Raw genomic sequence first — 18,497 nt, 5'->3', positions numbered from 1 at the left:
CGTTTCGCCATCTCGTATCCCTCCAAAAAGTTCGGGATACACCTTAGCTAACTGTCCGGATTTCCGGGACCACTTCAAAACACCGCTTACTTTCTTGCTCACCACTTGCTCACCAAATCTCCCGTCCGCCAGAGTAAGCGATGCGCCGGTCACACGGTTTTTACGTGGTTCCAGGGCAGCAGGTCTTTGATGTTAGTTTGTTTGTGGCCTTGAGCGATGGCGGTTACCTGCGGTACCTGACTAGCTAGCGACACATGGCGCGCAGCTTGTCCACTGCACTTGACGGGCTCGACAGGATAGGAGTGATAGTGAGTGCCTTGACCTTCGCTTTGGCCCGCGCGGTCGAGAAATGGGCCAGCATGATGGCATCAAATCCGGAAAGTCCAGCTGCGACTTCGCACACCAGCTGGTCATGGGTTTCGCCGTCTCCTGCCCGCAATGCATCAATGGCGCCTCTTGCGACAACCGTGGTCAATTGGGCAGCGTGGCCCGACATCTGGCGGAACTCTGCCTCCATTTCCGCGACCGCCGGTTCAAACGTGGCAACCATGGCGATGTTCTTTCCCATCCCGAGTGCCGCTTCGAACATGGCTTCATTTGGTTTGAGCATCGGCAGCGGGGCCAGTGCCCGCGCCGCGTTGTCCAGAGACGGGCCGAAGGCCGAACAGGTGAACAGGATGCCCTCTGCGCCTACTTCGCGCGCATAGCGGGACAGGTACAGAAACCTGTCATCGAACTCCTTCGGGCCTGTGTCCGAATTCTGGGCGTCCTGTGACAGGGCGCTTTCCAACAGGTCGAACGGGCGGGCCTCTGGCCATCCCTCTGCCATCGCCGCGTGGATGGGCGCCATCGCCACAGGGGTGGCATGGATCAATGCAATGCGTGGTGCGTCAGGCATAACGCAGCCTCCAGTCCAGACCCGCCAGTGTGTCGCCTGCGGGCTTGTATTCCAGACCGATCACACCGACATAGGCGGACCCGTCGACCGCGTCGAAGAACGCTGCATAGTCGATTTCGCCAGTGCCGGGCTCGTGGCGTCCGGGGGCGTCGGCGATCTGGATATGACCAATCATCTCGTGGGTTTCCTGCCAGAACGCCACCGGATCCAGACCACGGTTGTAGGCGTGAAAGGTATCGAGCAGCATAAAGGCATTCGGTCGGCTGATCTGGTGCAGTACGTCACGCGCAAAGCGTGGATCGTTCATATAGAAACCGGCCACCGTGGCGTTGTCGATCGGCTCGATCAGAATGTTCACACCTGCCGCCGCGCAATCATCCGCGGCACTGGCAAGCCGTTCTGAATAGAGGTCACGCAGGCGTGCCCTTTCGTCGTCTGTGTCGGGGTCAATCACGCCTGGCATGATGTGCAGGAATCTGGCGCCGGTCGTTCTAGCGGCGGAGATACCGGTTTGCACGCTGTCGGCAAAGTCGTTGTCGCGCCCCTCAAGGCAGGTGAACCCTTTTTCGCCCAGGGCCGCGTCTCCTGAAGGGGCGGCGACCTGCGCCACGGACAGCCCATGTGTCCTGCATGCGGTTGCGAAGGCATCCACGCCAAAGCCATAAGGTGCCGGATGCTCCACCCAGTCAAAGCCAGCCTTTGCCGCGCGGTCAAACCGGGCGGCCAGTGGCACGTCGGTAAACAGATACCCGAGATGGGCGCAGAATTCGGGCATTGCGCGGCCTTTCAGATGTCTTTGGGAGAATGGGCCGTGTAGCGGAAGGCGAACGGCTCGCAATAGAACGCCTCGCCCAAAAGGATCGGCCGGCCTTTTTGCGAAAACATGCGGTGGCTGCGTCGCAACAACGGCGCGCCGGAGGCGACGTCCAGTTTGGCCGCCATCGCATCATCGGCCACGACGGCACGGATCGAGGCTTCCATCCGCCCGACCTGATCGGGGATGTGCTGCTCGACCAGATGGTGGGTCGAGTAGCGATCCAGCGCATCAAGCGAGATATCGCTGAGCACACCTTGGGTAAATGTCCGGCGCTCCAGACCGATGACGCTGCCGCCAACAAGCCGCAAACGCTCGAATCGCAGGACGGGCGTGCCCTCGTCAATTTCAAGCGCGTCGGCTTCGTTTGCATTGGCGGGATCGCGGTTGAGGTTGATCAGACGGTACTGGACCTTTTCGCCGCGCGTTGACACGTCTTCTTCGAACGACTTGACGCCGACCACCTCCATTGTCGCCGAGCGGGCAGTTTCCGCGACAAAGGTGCCGCTGCCGACGCGCTTTTCGATCTGGCCTGCATATACAAGCCGCGACATGGCGTTCTGCACCGTTGCGCGGCTGGTGCTGAACTGCCGTGCGATCTCTTTCTCTGTGGGCAGCTTACTGCCGGGTGGCAAAGCACCGGATGCGATCTCGCCTTGGAAATGGTCCTGAATAAGTTGGTAAATCGGCACGGAATCCACGGTTGTCATTCTCTCGATTTTGGCGTTGACAGCAAAAGGACTGTCCTTTAGAAATTGGATAGTCCTTTTATACCGCAAAGGCATGTCCAATGCAAGATGCCGCGGGAAAGGGTCATAGGGAGGAGACGACGTGTCACATACGTCCGGGGCGGCTGCGTTAGAGCGCAGCGGCGACATCGCCCGCATGAGGATGCGGGACATTTTTTCAAGTAGCTGGTTGCTGTACCTGCTGTCGGTTTGTGCTGGCCTGTTGTTGTGGCATTCGATCTCGACACAGCTGCCGGGGGTCATCTTTGCGTCACCTTTCGCGGTGGCAGAGCATTTGGTTGGTGCAATGGCCGAGGGCGATCTGCCCGCGCGCTTTCTGAACTCGGTGCGACACATGCTGCTGGGCCTTGTTCTTGCGCTGCTTGTGGCGGTGCCACTGGGCATGTTGATGGGCCGGAACGAGACTGTGTTCCACATGTGCAATCCGGTGATGACAGCCCTGTTCGCAGTGCCTTCCGTGGCCTTTGTGCCCTTTTTGATCCTGTGGTTCGGCATCTTCTACGAGGCCCGCGTCGCGCTGGTGTTTGTGATGTGTTTCTTTGACATCCTGATCACCGTGACTGCTGGTGCCCGTAATATCGAACCTCGGGTGATTCAGGCGGCACGCTCGTTCGGCGCCAATCGGCGGATCATGTTCTTCGGCGTGCTGATGCCGGCAAGCTATCCGTTCCTGATGACAGCGCTGCGGATCGGCTCGATTCGCGCCATCAACGGCATGATCACGGCCGAGTTGTTCTTCGCTGCCGTCAATCTTGGAGAATACATGGAGGACGCGTCCGCCGTGTTCGACAGCGCCGCGATGCTGTCGGTGGTTTTCCTGCTGTCGCTGTTCGGGCTCTTGGTTCAGGAGCTGGTCAAATGGTCCGAGGCAAAGCTTTTGCCATGGCACGTGAGGGATTGATCCGATGACCAAGTCACACATCCTTTTTCTGAACGTCACCGGCATCGTCATGTTCCTGCTGCTGTGGGAGGTCGGGGGCCGCATCGCCGGCGAAAACCTTCTCGCTGCTCCGTCGATCGTCGTTTTCGAATATATCCGCCTGCTGTTTGCCGGAGACATGCTGCGCGAACTGGTCGGATCGTTGCGTCAGATGTTTGTGGGTTTCGGGCTGGCCTGTGCCATTGGCATGCCGATGGGCGCGCTGATGGGGCGTATCCGGCTGGTGGACGCGCTGGTGCATCCTTGGGTCAGTATGGTGGTTGTCACCTCGGCGGCGGCACTTGCCCCGATCTTTATCCTGATGTTCGGAACAGGGTTCGAATTCCGTGTTGCCATCGTCTTTGTGTCGTCCTTTGGCTATGTGACGCTGACCGCCTATCACGGCGCGCGTGGCATTGACCCCAAGATTATCGACGTGGCCCGCTCATATTCGACGGGACCGGTTGAAACCTATCGCAAGGTCATCCTGCCCGCGTTGTTCCCCTACCTGATCACCGGTGCCCGCCTGGGCCTGGTGCATGCGACCCGCGCTATGGTTATGGCCGAGATGTTTGTGCTTGTGGGCTATGGCGGACTGATTTTCCAGACCGGTCAGGACCTGTCTACCGCGCCGCTGATTTCCTATCTCGTCACGCTGATGTTCGTCAGTGTCGGCGCGAACATGGGGCTTGGCTGGATCGGGCGGCAACTGGCCCCCTGGTACGACTCGAAAATGTCGGCGGGATAATGACCCGCCGCAACAAAAGACTTTCCGACATGGGATGAAACGGAAGGCACCACCCGGGAAACCGGATTGAAGACAGCAAATCCAAGGGAGGAACCAATGCTGAATCGCAGAACAGTTCTCAAGTCGCTCGCCGCTGGCGCAGGCGCCGGACTATTGTCGCAACCGTTTGGAATGACCCGCGCCTTTGCCGCAGATCATGCCGCGCTCAAGATCAACGTGCCGGGGAACACACTGGGCGTTCACGTCCCCTATATGGCGGCAATCAACGAAATCCTGCCCGAACTGGGAGAGCCCGCAGCCGCATGGGAGCGTGTCCCAAAACTGCAAACCATCACCCAGTCGATCCTGTCGGGTCAGACCGAAGTGGGGGCGGGGGATGCCATTTCGACCCTGCGCGCTGTCGAGGCCGGGGCCGACCTCAAGATCATTGGCAACGCATTCATGCACACCTCGCTGGTATTTGTCGTCAATGGTGACAAGGTCGACACGCTGAAAGATCTGGAAAAAGACGATGTCACGATCGCCGTCAATTCCAAGGGTGATTTCACCCACGTTATGGTTGTCGGTCCGGCAACGCAGGCCGGCGTCGACATGGACAAGGTCAATGTCATCAAGATGGGCGGCTCGGGCAACCGGTTCCGCGCCTTGCTGGCAGGCAAAGTGGATGGCGTTCCGCTACACTTTGATCAGGCCGCAGAACTGGCCACACAAGGCAACTTCAAGGTACTGATCGAACCTGCAAAGGTTTACGAGGCGTTCCTTGGCGAAGTTTGGATCGTGTCGGGCAACTGGCTTGAAGTTCCCGAGAACCGTGCGCGGGCCAAAGCGCTGCTGACGGCCACCACGATGGCGTTCCGCAAGGCCAATGCCGATGCCGGCTGGTATGCCGACATGTATCGCAAATACGGCACCAAGGAGAGCATGCAGACAGCCAGCGACGAAGAGATCGAAGTTGTGCGTCAGGCACTGGGGGTCGATATCGGCACCTGGCCGAACGACATGAATCACCGGATGGGCGTCTATGAACAGCTGCTTCCGGTCTACGAAGCCGCTGGAGCTATCAAAGGCTCCGTCGATCTCAACAAAGTCGTCGATACATCTTTGATCGACGAAGTGCTGGCAGAACTGGGATAAACGAACATGGCGACGAAACTCTCCCTCAACAACCTGCACAAAAGTTTTGGCAGGGGGAAAGCGAACCCGATCGAGGTGGTTCAGGATTTCAGTCTTGATATCCGCGACCTTGAGTTTCTCGCCGTGATCGGCCCGTCCGGTTGTGGCAAGTCCACTCTGTTGCGGTTGATCGACGGGCTGATCCCCGCCGACAGCGGCTCTATCCTGATGGATGGGCGGGATATCTCGAACAAGGTCGGGGGCGAAGGTCGGGGCATGGTGTTCCAGAGCTTTGACCTTTTCCCCTGGCGCACCACCCAGGCCAACGTCGAGTTCGGGCTGGAAACCAACGGTGTTCCCAAGTCCGAACGCACCGGAATCGCCAAGCATTACATCGATCTTGTCGGTCTGACCGGGTTCGAACACAGCTATCCGCACGAACTGTCCGGCGGCATGCAGCAACGTGCCGGATTTGCCCGCGCGCTGGCCATCAAGCCGGAAATTCTTTTGATGGACGAACCGTTCGGGGCGCTGGATGTGCAGACGCGCGACATCCTGCAAAACGAGTTGCTGGATATCTGGCAGAAGGAAAAGAAAACGGTTCTGTTCGTGACCCACTCGATCGAAGAAGCGATCTATCTTGCTGACCGGATCGCCGTGATCACCCCGCGTCCTGCGCGGGTCGACCGGATCATTGACGTGCCCTTTGAACGCCCGCGGACGGAAGACATCAAGTCCCGTCCCGAGTTTCTTGAAATGCGGCAAGAGATTTGGTCGATCCTGAAAGAAGGGATAAAGGTCTGATGCCACACCAGTTTTTCAACACCGTCCGGGGAATTTGACATGTTTGCACCGCCCCCGGAAATCACCGCGGTCAAGGCAACGGAACTGCCGGAATGCTACCATAACCACGGGTCCAAATCCGATTGGCTGTTTGGCAAGCGCGACCCCGATCTGGGATCCTTTCTGGAAGGTCCGATCATAGATCGGGATGGCAGTCTGGTTGTCGCGGATATTCCATTCGGGCGGATATTCAGAGTCTCAAGCGACGGCGCATTCAGCCAGATCGCCGCCTATGATGGCGAGCCTAACGGGCTGGCGCTGGCCGAGGACGGCACAATCTGGATCACCGACCACCGCAATGGCCTGATGACCCTTGATCCGCGATCCGGCACTGTCACACCAAGGTTGTCGCGGTTGCGCCGGGAGGGGTTCAAAGGGCTGAACGATCTGCTTTTTGGCCCCGATGGCACACTCTACTTCACCGATCAGGGCCAAACGGGTATGCATGATCCGACGGGCCGCGTGTTTGCATTGCGGACGGATGGGAGGGTCGATCTGATGCTCGACACAATTCCCAGTCCCAACGGCATGGCACTCAGCCCGTGCGGGCGGACGCTCTATGTGTCTGTGACCCGTGCAAATCAGGTCTGGCGCTTGCCGCTGCACGCCGATGGGTCGACCACCAAGGTCAATATCTTCCTGCATCTGTCCGGCGGACACACTGGGCCTGACGGCCTGACCACGGATGACCAGGGCAATCTCTATGTCTGCCACAGCGGTCTGGGGGTTGTCTGGGTGTTCAACGAACTGGGCGTCCCTGTCGGGCGGATCAACGTGCCCGAAGGCCTTGACGTGACCTCGGCTTGTTTCGGTGGACCGGATGGCGAGACGTTGTTCATTATCGAGTCCTCGCAAGGCGGGATCTACACCGTCGCGCGCAAAGATATTCCCGGAGTGGCCGGATGACGGAAAACGCGCTGGAATGGGTTCTTGTGACAGGGGCGGCGGCCGGCATCGGACGCGCCATTGCCGAAAGTTTTGTGAAGGACGGTTTCAACGTGCTGGGGCTGGACCGTGACGCAGATCAGCTTGGCCAGACCGCCGCAGAATTGGGGACGTGTTTCAAATCGGCGGTGGCCGATGTCGCGGCACCGCAAGAAGTGCGCGCGGCGTTGGAGCAGGTGGACGCGCCGATCAGCACCGTCATCAACAACGCCGCAATTGTGCGCGCCCGCCCGTTCGAGGACACAACCCCAGAGGACTGGTCCGCCGTGCTGGGCGTCAATCTGCTGGGTGTCGTCAATGTGGTTCAGGCCGCTTTGCCGCGTATGACAGGCGCTTCGGGGCGGATCATCAACCTGTCGTCGCACTCGGCGGTAAGGGGCAGCTACGGGCGCGCCGCCTATGCCGCGTCCAAGGGCGGCGTGAACGCTTTGACCCGCGTGCTGTCGGTCGAGCTGGCGGCGCGCGGCATCACCGTCAACGCGGTTGCCCCTGGACCGGTCGAAACGCCGCATTCCATCGCCAATCATTCGGACGCGCGCCGTGCCACATGGGCCAGCCGCTTGCCGGTCGGTCGCTATGCCGAGGCGCCGGAAATCGTTTCCGCCGTCCGCTACTTTGCGTCGCCCGAAGCTTCTTACATCACCGGACAGGTGCTTGCCGTCGATGGCGGCTTTACCTCGTCCGGCCTGACCAACACAATCTGAGGACATTTCATGGATATTCTGGTGCTTCCCGGCGATGACATCGGCCCGGAGATCACAGCCGTCGCCACAAAATTGCTGCGCGCCGCCAGCGATCAGTTCGGTCTAGATCTGCAATTCGAACAGCGGTCCGTCGGCGTTGCCGCCTATCAGTCGCAGGGGTGTACCGTGCCGGACGAAGTTCTGAGTGCGGCCAATTCCGCTGACGGTGTCGTCCTGGGGCCTGCCGGAATGACGGCCTATCCCGAAGGCGAGGCCGGTTGGCTGAACGTGCCGGGAACCATCCGCAAAAAGCTGGACCTATACGCCAATATCCGTCCGGCCCGCACCCGCCCCGGCATCCCCGGCGCGCGGGAAGGGCTGGACGTTGTCATCGTGCGTGAAAACACCGAAGGCTTTTACTCGGACCGCAACATGTTCAAGGGGATCGGAGAGTTCATGCCCACCGAGGACGTGGCCTTGTCGGTGCGCAAGATCACGCGTCAGGCGTCGCACCGCATCGCGCGGGTCGCGTTCGAAATGGCCGCCAAGCAAAACCGCCCCGTCACCGTTGTCGGCAAACGCCATGTGCTACAGGTCTCTGACGGGCTGTTCATGGAAGAAGTGCGCAACGTCGCACTGGATTACCCCAAAGTGGCCCTGACCGAAGTCGATATCGACGCGATGGCCGCCGATATTTACACCAGTCCGGAAAAATTCGGGATCATCCTGATCTCGAACATGTTTGGCGACATCCTCTCCAACCTCGCCGTTGCCTTGTCGGGCAGTCTGGGCCTGGCCGCATCGCTGAACGCAGGCGACAGTCGCGCTGCGGCCAATGCGGGGCACGGGTCTGCACCTGATATCGCGGGCAAGGGCGTCGCCAACCCGTTGGGGCTGGTGCAATCGACGATCCTGTTGGTCGATTGGCTGGGCCGCGAACATGCCAACCCGGCCTTTACCGAGGCGGCAAGTTGCATGGCGGCGTCGGTGGATGCGGTTCTTGCCGATCCCGCGCTGCGGACCCGCGATCTGGGGGGAACGGCAGGCACAGAAGATGTGGGGGCCGCCCTTGTGGCCGCGCTACGCAAGGCAAGCTAGCCCATGCCGATCCTGCTTGGGGCTCCCTCGCGCCGATGTTCTTACGGACATCGAGGCCACCGATCTCCGATACGCCGGTCATCCCGGGCTGCGCCGAGCGGATCTTTCCGTCCGAGACTGGCTAACCCTCTATCGCGCCAATAGGCTGCCTGCTCTGCCCCCTGAAAACTGGACCGTTTGAAGTTGGAGTTTTCCGCTAGATTTCCCTGGCTGGGAAAGGAGCGGAATCGCATGAAAGCATTGAAGTTCACGGAGGCGCAGAAGGCCTTCACCGTCAAGCAAGGCGAGCAAGGAACGCCGGTGGCGGAGATCTGCCGGAAGGCAGGGATCAGCCAGGCGACCTATTTCAACTGGAAGAAAAGGTACGGCGGGTTTCTGCCGGACGAGTTGCTCCGGTCGAAGGCGTTTGAAGACGAGAACACGCGACTTAAGAAGATCGTGGCCGACCTGACGCTGGATCGTGAGATGTTGCAGGACGTCATTCGCCGGAAGCTCTGAAGCCTGGCCGTTTGCGCGATATCGCCACCGGGATGTACGTCGACTGGGGCGTGTCGATCCGGAAGGGTTGCCGGTGGTTGCGCCACTGGTCCGAACGACCACTGGCGACGGGGCCATCTGCTTTGACACGTCCACCTACCACTACAAGTCCCGGCGATGCCCGCGAAAAGCTGGAGAATTGGCGAAGGCACTACAACGAGAACAGCCCCCACAGCGCGATCGGATACAACGTCCCGATTGCAATGCATTATCCCGATGGCGTCACCAGCCCGTCATCGTGAAAGAGCCGGAAAAATCCAGCTTCCGGCGGTCCAAGCCTGGGGAGCAGTGCAGGGCAGGTCAGACTCTGCACATAACTGGAGAGATTCAAGGGCTCAGGTCAGTATCCAGGGGCACCTAAGGCCGGCGTGGCCTACAGGAAGCGAAGCCGGTGTTTGGCCAGCAAATCAACCAGGATCGCCTTGGCATGTTGCCGATGCAGGCGATGAGATTTCCGTGCGGCCTTGGCGTCCCCGTCCCGGATCGCCTGATAGACATCTCGGTGATCCTGGTTTGATTTCGTGGGCAAGGGGCGCATGAAAAGAGTGGTTGTCCGAGCGCGCCGCACCTGATCACTCATCATGTTGACAATGGAAACGACCCGGCTGTTCCCGCCCAGACGGACCAGTTCCGTGTGAAACCGATCATCGGCCTCGGCCCATGCGTCCAGGTCAGAAACGGCGATGGCGGTATCCATGTCGTCAATCGCCTTGACCAGCATTGACAGGCTGCCGGCGTCATAACCCACCAGAGCGGCGCGCTCGGCCGCGTGGCTTTCCAATTCGGTCAGGACATCGTAGATTTCGCCCATATCTTCAGGCGACAGGGGCAGGATACGCACCCCCTTGCGCGGGCGCATTTCCAGTAGCCCCTGGCTTTCAAGTGTCAGGACAGCTTCTCGAACCGGCGTACGGGACATCGCAAGCAAATCAGCCAGCTCAGATTCCAGATGGTCCGATCCGGCCGCCAGTTCCCCCGAAAAGATCTTGGCGCGCAGCTCGTTGATTGCGCGTTGAGAGCTTGAAAGGGGTCTGTCCGTCATTCTGGGGCGGTCTCCTGCAAAGCCTGTCTGCGTCCGGTCGCTGCCGAAGCATAGATCGCTTCTTCGATGGCTTCCACGACAAGGTAGCTTTGCGCGCGGTTTTCCAGTGGCGTCCCGTCAAGAATACCCGAAACCACGTGGGATTGAAGGGCGTGAACGCAATCACCGCCAAATCCATCCCAGGTGTCTGCCGCCAACAGGAGCCTGGTGTCCGCGCGCCCAAAGCGCCGGAGCGTTACCGCGCCATCGCCGCGCAACTCGATGGTTCCTTCGGTTCCTTCGACAAGCGCCTCTCCCATGGTGCGGCGCAGATTGTCAGCGCTGTGATCCAGGTGCCGGTTGCCGTCAAACAGCGACCGCACACCACCTGGGTGCTCAAATAGGATGTAGCCGGCATCTTCTCCGGCAATCACCGGGTTGAGGCGGCGCAGATCCGCGTAGACCGAGACCGGATTGCCCAACAGATAGCGAAACGTATCGACCCAGTGAACAGCGGTTTCATGCACGAGAAACCGTTCCATCTTCTGAAAATAGGGCTGACGCGCCAGATATGCCTCGGGGCCCTGGCCGTCTCCCGGACGCAGGCGGAAAGTCACCTGATGCAGCTGACCGATCTCGCGGTTGTCGAGTGCCAGCTTGATGGCGCGATACCATGGCTGAAAGCGAAAATTCTCGTGGACAACGATCGTCGCGCCCACGGTCTCGGCCTCGGTCGTGATCTGCCGCGCTTCTGCAAGATCAACGCAGAAGGGTTTTTGGCAAATGATCCACTTGATCCCTGCCGCCAGCGCGGAACGGATTGCCTGAGCGTGAGCCTCCGGGGGCAGGATGATGTCCAGAAGATCCGGGTTTTGCTCCATCAGCATCATGGTCAGGTCTGAATAGGCCGGCAGACCGGTCGCCCTGGCCTTCTCCAGATCCCGGTTGCATGAACCAACAAGGCGGGCGCGCGCCATTCTTGCCCAACTTCCATAGTGGAACTGGCTGAAATAGCCGGCCCCCACGCACGCGACTTTCAGATGACTTTTGCCGATCATGCGACAAACAGCGCGTCGAGCACGGCACTTGCTGCGGCCTCGGTCCCTGCCGTACCGCCAAGATCCCGCGTCAGCAATGCGCCGCTGGCAACAACGTCCTCGACGGCTTCACGCAGACGGGTGCCATCCTTGCTCAGTGCGGAATTGTCATGTTTGACCCCCAGCCATTCCAGCATCATGGCCGCGGACAGGATCATGGCGAAAGGGTTGGCAAGCCCCTTGCCTGCGATATCAGGCGCAGAGCCGTGGCAGGGTTGAAACACCGCATGTTCAAGGCCGATATCGGCAGACGGCGCCAGCCCAAGCCCACCCATGAGTCCCGCGCCAAGATCGGACAGGATATCGCCGAACATGTTCTCCGTTACAAGCACGTCGAAATCCCAGGGCTTCTGGATCATCCAGAGGGCCGTCGCATCGACATAGGCATGGTCTGCTATCAGATCGGAATGCTTTGCGGCTTCGGCATCGAACATTTCCCGGAAGAACGCGAAGGCACGGAATACATTCGCCTTGTCAACGCATGTCACGCGCCCCGGCCCTCGTCCGGCCGCCTTGCGTGTCTTTGCAAGATCAAACGCAAAACGGAAGAGTTTTTCCGAAATATCCCGCGTGATCAACAGGGTTTCACGTGCCTCATCCCGGGTAACTTCGCCGCGTCCTTGTGTGAAAAACAGGCCTTCGGTGCTTTCCCGCACCAGGACAAAGTCGATTTCCCGATCCGCAGGCATATTGAGGGGAGTCTTTTGCCCCTTCCTGACAGTGACAGGCCGGATACCCGCGAAAAGCGTGAGCACCTTGCGCAGTTCAATCTGCGGCGAGATTTCGGTGCCGTCGTCATAGCGGACATCCGGCAGACCCATGGCAGACAACAAAATCGCATCCGAAGAGCGTGCAATCTGAATCGACCTTTCAGGCAGGGATTCGCCGGTTCTGGCGTAATGCGCCGCCCCTGCGGGCGCATCCTGGAATACAAGGTCATAGCCGCCCGAGGCCTCGGCCATGCGCTCAAGGATCGCGAGCGTCGGGGCCATGATTTCAGGGCCAATTCCGTCTCCGTGGAACACGGCGATGCTGAAAGTCTGGTTCATTATGTAGGCCTCTTCCTTCGACAGATGTGCGCCAATTTTTCGACTTGTCCAATCGAAAAGTTGACAATTGATTATTTAATGCATACGCAAAGAAATACAATAGAGAATGTTAACCTATGGGAGGACCATCCAAATGAAACTCAATCTTGGAAAACTGGCGGCGATTGCCGCACTTGCGACCGGACTGGGGAGTTCCGCCATCGCGCAGGAATACCCGTTCCGCGACATTACGACGGCGGTTGTCTGGGGTGCGGGCGGCGGCACCGACACCATCAACCGCATGATCATGGCGGAAATGGAAAAACATCTGCCCGTATCCATCAATGTGATCAACCAGACCGGCGGTGTGGCCGGGTCGAACGGCATGGTCTATGTCATGAACCAGCCCGACGACGGGTACACTCTGGTCGGCCTGTCCGAGTCCAACGTCACAGCCGCAGTACAGGGTGGGTGGGACCAGAAATTCGACTATTGGTATCCGTTCATTGTCGGCGGCTCGCCCCTGCTGATCTCGGTACCGGCCAACAGTCCCTACAACACCCTGCAAGAGCTGGTTGACGCCGCCAAGGCAGCACCCGGGTCCATTCCGGCCGCGGCATCCGGCGCCGGATCTATCCACCACCTGAACCTTCTGGCCATTCAGAACGGCACAGGCGCAGAGTTCCTCTTTGTTCCCTACAAGGGCTCGGCTCCCGGTCAGGAAGCCGCCATCGCGGGCGAGGTCCAACTGGTCGTGACATCTCTGGCGGAACAGGCCCCCTTGATCGAAGGCGGACAGTTGAAACCGCTGGCAATGCTGACACCCGACAGCGCCGACATCGCCGGTATGACCGTTCCGTCCGCATTTGACATCTATGACGGGCTCGACAAATACCTGCCGCTGACACAGGCCATCGGTTTTGCCGTCCACGACAGCGCCTCCGACGACGTGAAAGCCGCGCTTGGCGCCGCGTTCGAAAAGGCCATCGCCTCGGATGTGGTTGCCCAATGGGCGGCAGCCAACAACTACACTGTCAGCGGGGCCTATGGCGCGGAAGCTCAAGCGATCTTTACCAAGCTGGAAAGCAACTTTGCCTATACGTTGCAAGAGCTTGGCGCCACAACGGTGGATCCGGCAAGCCTCGGGATCGAGCGCCCTTGATTGTGGGCTGAAATCTGTCCGGGCGCGGGTTCAACCCCGTGCCCGGACTTGCTTTTATTCCAGGGAACTTTCGGGACATGGACGACGAAACGGACATTCTGCGGGCGCGTGATTTCTGGGGCGCGCTTGTCTTGACAGCGGTATCAGTATTCTTCTTGTGGCGGACCTTCGATATTCCGCTTTGGGGCGGGAACCGGGCCGGTGTCAGCTCTGCATCCTGGTACAATTCGGCCGCTATTGTCCCATTGGGCCTTTTCTCGGCTCTGCTTGTCCTGTCGATCGTCATGCTGGGCATTTCGATCCGGGCTGGTGGCGCACGGCGCGCCCTGTCTGCGATCGGGGTCGGCTGGAACGCGGACGAAGCCCTGCGGTTTCTCACCATCGGTGTGATCCTGTTCTTCTACGTCGCCGGTCTGGTGCCGCGTGTCGATTTCATTCTGAGCAGCGGATTGTTGATCACCGCGCTGACCTTTGGCTTCCACAAGGGCCTGCGGGGGCGCATGATCCTCGCGGCCGGCGCAATAGCCCTGTCCGGCGGGTATGCCATGATTGCGCATCTTCCACAGTCAGAATGGGGGGCCCATGACGACGACTGGGTTACGCTTGGCGCCTGGGTGGGCCTGACGATCTGGATGTTGACACGCGCGCGCGCTGACCGGGTTTTGAAAACGGTCCCGGTCATCGCCGTCCTTGCCCCCGTGCTGCTGGTATGTGCCATGGCCTTTGGGTTCCGGCAGAACGTGCCGAACCGGGGAGGGCTGCTCTTCAAGCAAATCGAATATCACTACTACGTAACAATCCGTCCGCTCTGGAGGTCCTGAATTGGAATTCGTTTTCACACAACTTTCCGGGTTCGGCGCGGCCTTTGCCTCGCTTGCACTTGATCCGCTGACCTATGCGTATCTGATCGTGTCCGTGTTCCTGGGAATCACCTTTGGCGCCTTGCCGGGCCTTACGGCGACGCTGGCGGTGACAATCCTGACCGGGTTCTTCGGCAACAAGATCCCGCTGGACTACTCGTTGATAGCCTTGTTGGGGGCCTATGTTGGCGCGATTTACGGCGGTTCCTACCCGTCGATCCTGCTGAACATTCCAGGCACGGCCGCAAGTGCGGCCACGGCGATGGATGGCTACCCCCTGGCCAAGGCCGGGCGTGGCGGCGAGGCGCTTGGCCTGACCACCACGGCCAGCTTCATCGGCACCCTGATCGGCACCTTTGCGCTGTTGATCTTCGTCTGGCTCCTTCTGCTTCTGTCACAGAACATTGCCAGCCCGGAAAAGGCCTTGCTTGCGCTTTTCGGGATCCTTCTTTCGGGAACGCTGATGTCCGAAGATCTTGTGATCAAGGGCTGGATCGCGGGGTTGATCGGGCTGGCAATGGCCATGGTCGGGCTTGACCCCCTTCTGAGCGAGCCACGCTATACGTTTGGCTGGTCCTATATGCTCAGCGGCTTTCAGGTCGTTCCGGTTCTGATGGGCGCCTTCGCCGTGCCGCAGATCATCGAAGGAATGCGCCATATGGAGATTGGCCAGATGGTTCAGCTCAAGGGGCGTATCCTTCCCAACCTGGCGGCAATCCGGCGGTATCTGCCGACAATCACGCGATCCGGCGTGATCGGGACGGGTGTCGGCGCTCTGCCCGGCGTCGGCGAAGATGTCGCCGGATGGGTCAGCTATGGCGTGGGAAAGACCGTGAGCAAGGAGGGTGACAAATTCGGAAAAGGCTCGATTGAAGGCCTGCTGTCGTCGGAAACCGCGAATAACGCCTGTATCGGCGGTGCCTTGATTCCATTGCTGGTTCTGGGCATTCCGGGATCTCCGCCCGCGGCGGCGCTTATGGGGGCGTTCAAGATCAACAACATCATTCCCGGCCCCACGATCGATCCCGCGATCATCCTGCGTGTCGTTGCAATCATGGTCCTGGCGTCGTTGACGATGTTCGTGATGGGGTTGTTCACGGCGCGCATCTTCATCAGGATCCTGCGCATACCCCAGATGATCTTTCTGCCGGTCGTCATGGTGTTGACGACAATCGGCTCGTTCAGCGTTGGCGGCGGTATCAACGATCTTTATCTGATGCTGGGTGTGGGATTCGTGGCCTATTTCATGAACCTGCTGAAATACCCGATCGCGCCGTTGGTCATCGGTGTCATTCTGGGCGGGTTGTTCGACGAGACTTTCCGCCGGTCGCTGTTGATTTCCGGCGGCGATCTGGCAGTCTTTGCCTCGCGCCCGGTTGCTGCCATCCTGCTGACATTGAATCTTGGGCTGGTTCTCAGCCAGGTGCCGATGATGAAGCGGGCGGTCAGACGCCTGCGCGGAAAGGTGGCATGATGTACGCAGTTGTGGTGACATTTCAGATTCAGGACGGCAAGATGGCGGATTTCCTGCCCGCCATGACCGAAAACGCACGAACATCGCTTGCAGTGGAACCGGGTTGCCGCCGTTTTGACGTGTGCACGGATGGTGACCGCGCGAACGAAGTTTTCCTGTACGAGCTTTATGCGGACGCCTCGGCCTTTCACGCTCATCTGGAGAGCGACCATTTCAAGGCGTTCGACCTACAGGTGGCATCCCTGATAAAAGACAAGAACGTACGTTGCTACGACAGGGTCGCATCATGAATGACTGGGAAGTCTACGCGATCAAATACGCCGACCGAAACGCCCGGACGCGGGCGGACAGCTTCATATTTGATGACAACCACGATGCACCCCACGCCATGGACTACTTCATGTGGCTCTTGCGGCGTGGGCGTGACGTGATCCTTGTGGACACCGGTTATGACAAGGCCGAGGCCACCGGACGGGCACGCCCGATCCGTCTTGATCCGGTGTCGGCCCTGGCCCCCTTTGGCATCGCGCCCGAAGAGGTAACGACGATTATCGTTACGCATCTGCATTACGATCACGCTGGTGGCCTTCATCTTTTCCCCAATGCAACGTTGCACCTTCAGGCAGCGGAAATGGCCTTTGCCACCGGTCCGTGCATGTGCCACGACACGTTGCGGATGCCTTTCACGGCCAGGCATGTCTGCGAGACGGTCAAGCGGCTTTACTCCGGTCAGGTGATCTTTCATGACGGGGATGCACAGGTTGCGGAAGGCGTGACCGTCCACTGTATCGGCGGACACAGCCGCGGGCTGCAATGTGTGCGGGTGCGTACGCAGGCAGGTTGGCTGGTGCTGGCCTCGGATGCCGCGCATTTCTACGAAAACGTCTTTGCCCGCAAACCTTTTCCCATCGTGGTCGACCTGCAAAACATGCTCGACGGCTTTGACAGGTTGGAGAGGCTCGCCTCGGCGCCCGAACTGATTGTACCCGGCCATGACCCGCTGGTGCGCCGGCATTTCCCAACCGCAATGGCCGACCATATCCATCGCCTGGACGTGGGTCTCACGGGGAAATTTCTACCGTTGTCATGAGGCGTCCGTTGTTTTCCAGCGAGACACCAGACATGAACTGGCGGATGGGCTACTTAGGGTCAGGACCCATTAATCCTGCGCCACTGGTTTAACAGATTTGCTGTCTGACTACGTACAATGCCGCAGGGATAGTGGTTCTATTTCAAGGCATTGAAAGGACGTCAGGCGGCAAATCCGTCAAATCCGTAGGACGCCAAATCCACTTCATCTCAGCGGCTTGGCACGCTTGGAAATAGAGCCACTATGTCCGGCGCGCGCAAAACCCCCGATATTTCGTGGATTTGGCGCCAGTGGCGCAGGATTAATGGGTCCTGACCCTAAGGTCCATTGGTGGCGGTTGCGCCCGGGGCGATTTTCCAGGAGGTCGCACGCGCCCCGATTTTGGGTATGGCCAATCCGGGCGCGCATGCGCAACCGTTCACGGTGCCCGCCCCGCCAGCCACGACACCTGATCCCACACTGCCGGTTCGATCTGGACAGGGTTCAGTTCCCGCTTCCCCTGACCGGGCAGGCGCCCTCCTTCGTCCAGGGCTACGGCATCGACAACGCTTTGGAGCCGGTCAAGGAACGCCGTGGCGCCGCCCGGGTCAATCAACAGGTAGTATTGCCCCAGGTCATGGGGCGGCCCTGTCGGCGCCTTTAGCGGGTGCACGTCACGGCTGACGACACTGCCTGTCATACCGGCGGCCAGCACTTCGGCCATCAGGCCAAACCCCCAGCCCTTGTAGCCCCCGGCGCTGACCAGGGTACCGCCAAGCGCCGCCGCGGGATCGGTTGTGGGGAACCCTTGCGCGTCCAGGGCCCAGCCTTCCGGAATGGGTTCGCCGGCGGCCTTTGCCATGGTAATCTTGCCCAGCGCGACGGTGGTTGTGGACTGATCGAACTGCATGGCAATTCCGCCGGTTCCGTCAGGGACCGAAAAGGCGATCGGATTGGTGCCGATCACACGCGACCTGCCCCCCGGCGGTGCAACAATCGGAGAGGCGTTGGTCAGCCCAAGCCCGATCAGACCCTGACGCGCGATATGTTCGGTGAAATATCCAAGCGACGTGCAGGTATGGGCGTGGCCCACGGCAAGGCTCGCCACGCCGTTTTCCCGCGCGGCGGCAACCGCTTCGGGCAGGCCGCGCGCAAAAGCGGGTTGGGCAAAGCCAAACTTCGCATCAACGAAAACCGCGCCGGGGCGCGGGCGCGACACGACCGGCTCGGCAGTTCCGTCGACACGTCCGGTTTGCAGCTGCCGGCAATAGCTTTCCAGATAGTAGAGGCCGCAAATCCGATTCCCCACCGCCTCGGCCTTGCGGATCGCGCCGGCAACTTCCCCGGCAATCCAGGGCCGGGCGCCATGCCGTTCCAGCGCCGCCCGAGCGGCATCTTCGATGTCATCCAGCGATATGTTCGGCATCAAGGTTCATCCT

Annotated in this window: 19 protein-coding genes and 3 pseudogenes; 15 read left to right on the top strand and 7 right to left on the bottom strand. The window is 59.9% G+C overall.

The genetic code is table 11. The annotated features are described in order from the left end of the window. Window positions 1-244: 244 nt before the first annotated feature. From I3253_RS16860 to I3253_RS16850, 3 genes are read right to left on the bottom strand one after another with little or no spacing between them, the layout of a single operon-like run. Complete coding sequence (locus tag I3253_RS16860; RefSeq protein ID WP_197918987.1) at window positions 245-898, bottom strand: aspartate/glutamate racemase family protein; 654 nt, start codon at window positions 896-898, stop codon at window positions 245-247. Beyond that, a complete protein-coding gene (locus tag I3253_RS16855; RefSeq protein ID WP_197918986.1) occupies window positions 891-1,673 on the bottom strand; it encodes a hydroxypyruvate isomerase family protein in 783 nt (260 codons plus the stop codon). The genes I3253_RS16860 and I3253_RS16855 overlap by 8 nt, the downstream gene beginning before the upstream one ends. An 11-nt stretch (window positions 1,674-1,684) precedes the next feature. After that, complete coding sequence (locus I3253_RS16850; RefSeq protein ID WP_232272183.1) at window positions 1,685-2,491, bottom strand: GntR family transcriptional regulator; 807 nt, start codon at window positions 2,489-2,491, stop codon at window positions 1,685-1,687. 52 nt (window positions 2,492-2,543) lie between these two features. On the opposite strand from I3253_RS16850, the gene I3253_RS20505 reads away from it, so the two are divergent. From I3253_RS20505 to I3253_RS20745, 10 genes and pseudogenes are all read left to right on the top strand, one after another. Continuing rightward, a complete protein-coding gene (locus tag I3253_RS20505; RefSeq protein ID WP_197918984.1) occupies window positions 2,544-3,362 on the top strand; it encodes an ABC transporter permease in 819 nt (272 codons plus the stop codon). 4 nt (window positions 3,363-3,366) lie between these two features. Then, window positions 3,367-4,128, top strand: a complete 762-nt coding sequence (locus I3253_RS16840; protein WP_197918983.1) for an ABC transporter permease — start codon at window positions 3,367-3,369, stop codon at window positions 4,126-4,128. A 96-nt stretch (window positions 4,129-4,224) separates the two neighbouring features. Further along, entirely contained in the window at window positions 4,225-5,262 is a 1,038-nt protein-coding gene (locus I3253_RS16835) for an ABC transporter substrate-binding protein (protein ID WP_197918982.1), read from the top strand. Between the two features lie 6 nt (window positions 5,263-5,268). Then, complete coding sequence (locus I3253_RS16830; RefSeq protein ID WP_197918981.1) at window positions 5,269-6,045, top strand: ABC transporter ATP-binding protein; 777 nt, start codon at window positions 5,269-5,271, stop codon at window positions 6,043-6,045. A 39-nt stretch (window positions 6,046-6,084) separates the two neighbouring features. After that, the gene (locus I3253_RS16825) at window positions 6,085-6,990 is read left to right on the top strand and encodes an SMP-30/gluconolactonase/LRE family protein (RefSeq protein ID WP_197918980.1); all 906 of its coding nucleotides are present in this window, start codon (window positions 6,085-6,087) and stop codon (window positions 6,988-6,990) included. Next, the gene (locus I3253_RS16820) at window positions 6,987-7,733 is read left to right on the top strand and encodes an SDR family NAD(P)-dependent oxidoreductase (protein ID WP_197918979.1); all 747 of its coding nucleotides are present in this window, start codon (window positions 6,987-6,989) and stop codon (window positions 7,731-7,733) included. The genes I3253_RS16825 and I3253_RS16820 overlap by 4 nt, the downstream gene beginning before the upstream one ends. A 9-nt stretch (window positions 7,734-7,742) precedes the next feature. Further along, window positions 7,743-8,810 (top strand): isocitrate/isopropylmalate dehydrogenase family protein, encoded by a 1,068-nt coding sequence (locus tag I3253_RS16815; RefSeq protein WP_197918978.1) that lies wholly within the window; start codon window positions 7,743-7,745, stop codon window positions 8,808-8,810. 22 nt (window positions 8,811-8,832) lie between these two features. After that, a pseudogene (locus tag I3253_RS20500) lies at window positions 8,833-8,952 on the top strand (lytic transglycosylase domain-containing protein); the annotation flags it as partial. 89 nt (window positions 8,953-9,041) lie between these two features. Then, window positions 9,042-9,465: pseudogene (locus I3253_RS20495) on the top strand (transposase); the annotation flags it as partial. After that, window positions 9,425-9,589: pseudogene (locus tag I3253_RS20745) on the top strand (integrase core domain-containing protein); the annotation flags it as partial. The pseudogenes I3253_RS20495 and I3253_RS20745, both read left to right, overlap by 41 nt. A 131-nt stretch (window positions 9,590-9,720) precedes the next feature. Here the strand turns inward: I3253_RS20745 and I3253_RS16800 are convergent. From I3253_RS16800 to I3253_RS16790, 3 genes are read right to left on the bottom strand one after another with little or no spacing between them, the layout of a single operon-like run. Then, entirely contained in the window at window positions 9,721-10,389 is a 669-nt protein-coding gene (locus I3253_RS16800) for a GntR family transcriptional regulator (RefSeq protein WP_197918975.1), read from the bottom strand. Beyond that, window positions 10,386-11,426 (bottom strand): Gfo/Idh/MocA family protein, encoded by a 1,041-nt coding sequence (locus tag I3253_RS16795; protein WP_197918974.1) that lies wholly within the window; start codon window positions 11,424-11,426, stop codon window positions 10,386-10,388. Before I3253_RS16795 ends, I3253_RS16800 begins: the two co-directional genes overlap by 4 nt. Beyond that, window positions 11,423-12,514, bottom strand: a complete 1,092-nt coding sequence (locus tag I3253_RS16790) for an isocitrate/isopropylmalate dehydrogenase family protein (protein WP_197918973.1) — start codon at window positions 12,512-12,514, stop codon at window positions 11,423-11,425. The genes I3253_RS16795 and I3253_RS16790 overlap by 4 nt, the downstream gene beginning before the upstream one ends. A 133-nt stretch (window positions 12,515-12,647) precedes the next feature. On the opposite strand from I3253_RS16790, the gene I3253_RS16785 reads away from it, so the two are divergent. The 5 genes from I3253_RS16785 (at window position 12,648) to I3253_RS16765 (ending at window position 17,079) form a co-directional block, all read left to right on the top strand. Next, window positions 12,648-13,655, top strand: coding sequence for a Bug family tripartite tricarboxylate transporter substrate binding protein (locus tag I3253_RS16785; protein WP_197918972.1), 1,008 nt, complete (start codon window positions 12,648-12,650; stop codon window positions 13,653-13,655). Window positions 13,656-13,732: 77 nt separating this feature from the next. Next, the gene (locus I3253_RS16780) at window positions 13,733-14,476 is read left to right on the top strand and encodes a hypothetical protein (protein ID WP_197918971.1); all 744 of its coding nucleotides are present in this window, start codon (window positions 13,733-13,735) and stop codon (window positions 14,474-14,476) included. A 1-nt stretch (window position 14,477) separates the two neighbouring features. Beyond that, window positions 14,478-15,989, top strand: coding sequence for a tripartite tricarboxylate transporter permease (locus I3253_RS16775; protein WP_197918970.1), 1,512 nt, complete (start codon window positions 14,478-14,480; stop codon window positions 15,987-15,989). Beyond that, window positions 15,986-16,279 (top strand): putative quinol monooxygenase, encoded by a 294-nt coding sequence (locus I3253_RS16770; RefSeq protein ID WP_232237167.1) that lies wholly within the window; start codon window positions 15,986-15,988, stop codon window positions 16,277-16,279. Before I3253_RS16775 ends, I3253_RS16770 begins: the two co-directional genes overlap by 4 nt. Next, on the top strand, window positions 16,276-17,079 hold the full coding sequence (locus tag I3253_RS16765) for an N-acyl homoserine lactonase family protein (RefSeq protein WP_197918969.1): 804 nt from the start codon (window positions 16,276-16,278) through the stop codon (window positions 17,077-17,079). The genes I3253_RS16770 and I3253_RS16765 overlap by 4 nt, the downstream gene beginning before the upstream one ends. A gap of 418 nt (window positions 17,080-17,497) precedes the next feature. Here I3253_RS16765 and I3253_RS16760 read toward each other — a convergent pair whose 3' ends face one another. After that, the gene (locus I3253_RS16760) at window positions 17,498-18,484 is read right to left on the bottom strand and encodes an Ldh family oxidoreductase (protein ID WP_197918968.1); all 987 of its coding nucleotides are present in this window, start codon (window positions 18,482-18,484) and stop codon (window positions 17,498-17,500) included. Between the last annotated feature and the right edge of the window lie 13 nt (window positions 18,485-18,497).

Source organism: Thiosulfatihalobacter marinus, from assembly GCF_016019955.1.
In the GTDB taxonomy this organism is placed as follows: domain Bacteria; phylum Pseudomonadota; class Alphaproteobacteria; order Rhodobacterales; family Rhodobacteraceae; genus Shimia; species Shimia marinus_A.
This window is presented reverse-complemented; position numbering and strand designations above follow the sequence as displayed.

Bases quoted from the DNA above. Each gene is read 5' to 3' on its own strand.
- I3253_RS16860 (WP_197918987.1), bottom strand. From the start codon at position 898: ATGCCTGACGCACCACGCATTGCATTGATCCATGCCACCCCTGTGGCG.
- I3253_RS16855 (WP_197918986.1), bottom strand. From the start codon at position 1,673: ATGCCCGAATTCTGCGCCCATCTCGGGTATCTGTTTACCGACGTGCCA.
- I3253_RS16840 (WP_197918983.1), top strand. From the start codon at position 3,367: ATGACCAAGTCACACATCCTTTTTCTGAACGTCACCGGCATCGTCATG.
- I3253_RS16835 (WP_197918982.1), top strand. From the start codon at position 4,225: ATGCTGAATCGCAGAACAGTTCTCAAGTCGCTCGCCGCTGGCGCAGGC.
- I3253_RS16830 (WP_197918981.1), top strand. From the start codon at position 5,269: ATGGCGACGAAACTCTCCCTCAACAACCTGCACAAAAGTTTTGGCAGG.
- I3253_RS16825 (WP_197918980.1), top strand. From the start codon at position 6,085: ATGTTTGCACCGCCCCCGGAAATCACCGCGGTCAAGGCAACGGAACTG.
- I3253_RS16820 (WP_197918979.1), top strand. From the start codon at position 6,987: ATGACGGAAAACGCGCTGGAATGGGTTCTTGTGACAGGGGCGGCGGCC.
- I3253_RS16815 (WP_197918978.1), top strand. From the start codon at position 7,743: ATGGATATTCTGGTGCTTCCCGGCGATGACATCGGCCCGGAGATCACA.
- I3253_RS16800 (WP_197918975.1), bottom strand. From the start codon at position 10,389: ATGACGGACAGACCCCTTTCAAGCTCTCAACGCGCAATCAACGAGCTG.
- I3253_RS16795 (WP_197918974.1), bottom strand. From the start codon at position 11,426: ATGATCGGCAAAAGTCATCTGAAAGTCGCGTGCGTGGGGGCCGGCTAT.
- I3253_RS16790 (WP_197918973.1), bottom strand. From the start codon at position 12,514: ATGAACCAGACTTTCAGCATCGCCGTGTTCCACGGAGACGGAATTGGC.
- I3253_RS16785 (WP_197918972.1), top strand. From the start codon at position 12,648: ATGAAACTCAATCTTGGAAAACTGGCGGCGATTGCCGCACTTGCGACC.
- I3253_RS16780 (WP_197918971.1), top strand. From the start codon at position 13,733: ATGGACGACGAAACGGACATTCTGCGGGCGCGTGATTTCTGGGGCGCG.
- I3253_RS16770 (WP_232237167.1), top strand. From the start codon at position 15,986: ATGATGTACGCAGTTGTGGTGACATTTCAGATTCAGGACGGCAAGATG.
- I3253_RS16765 (WP_197918969.1), top strand. From the start codon at position 16,276: ATGAATGACTGGGAAGTCTACGCGATCAAATACGCCGACCGAAACGCC.
- I3253_RS16760 (WP_197918968.1), bottom strand. From the start codon at position 18,484: ATGCCGAACATATCGCTGGATGACATCGAAGATGCCGCTCGGGCGGCG.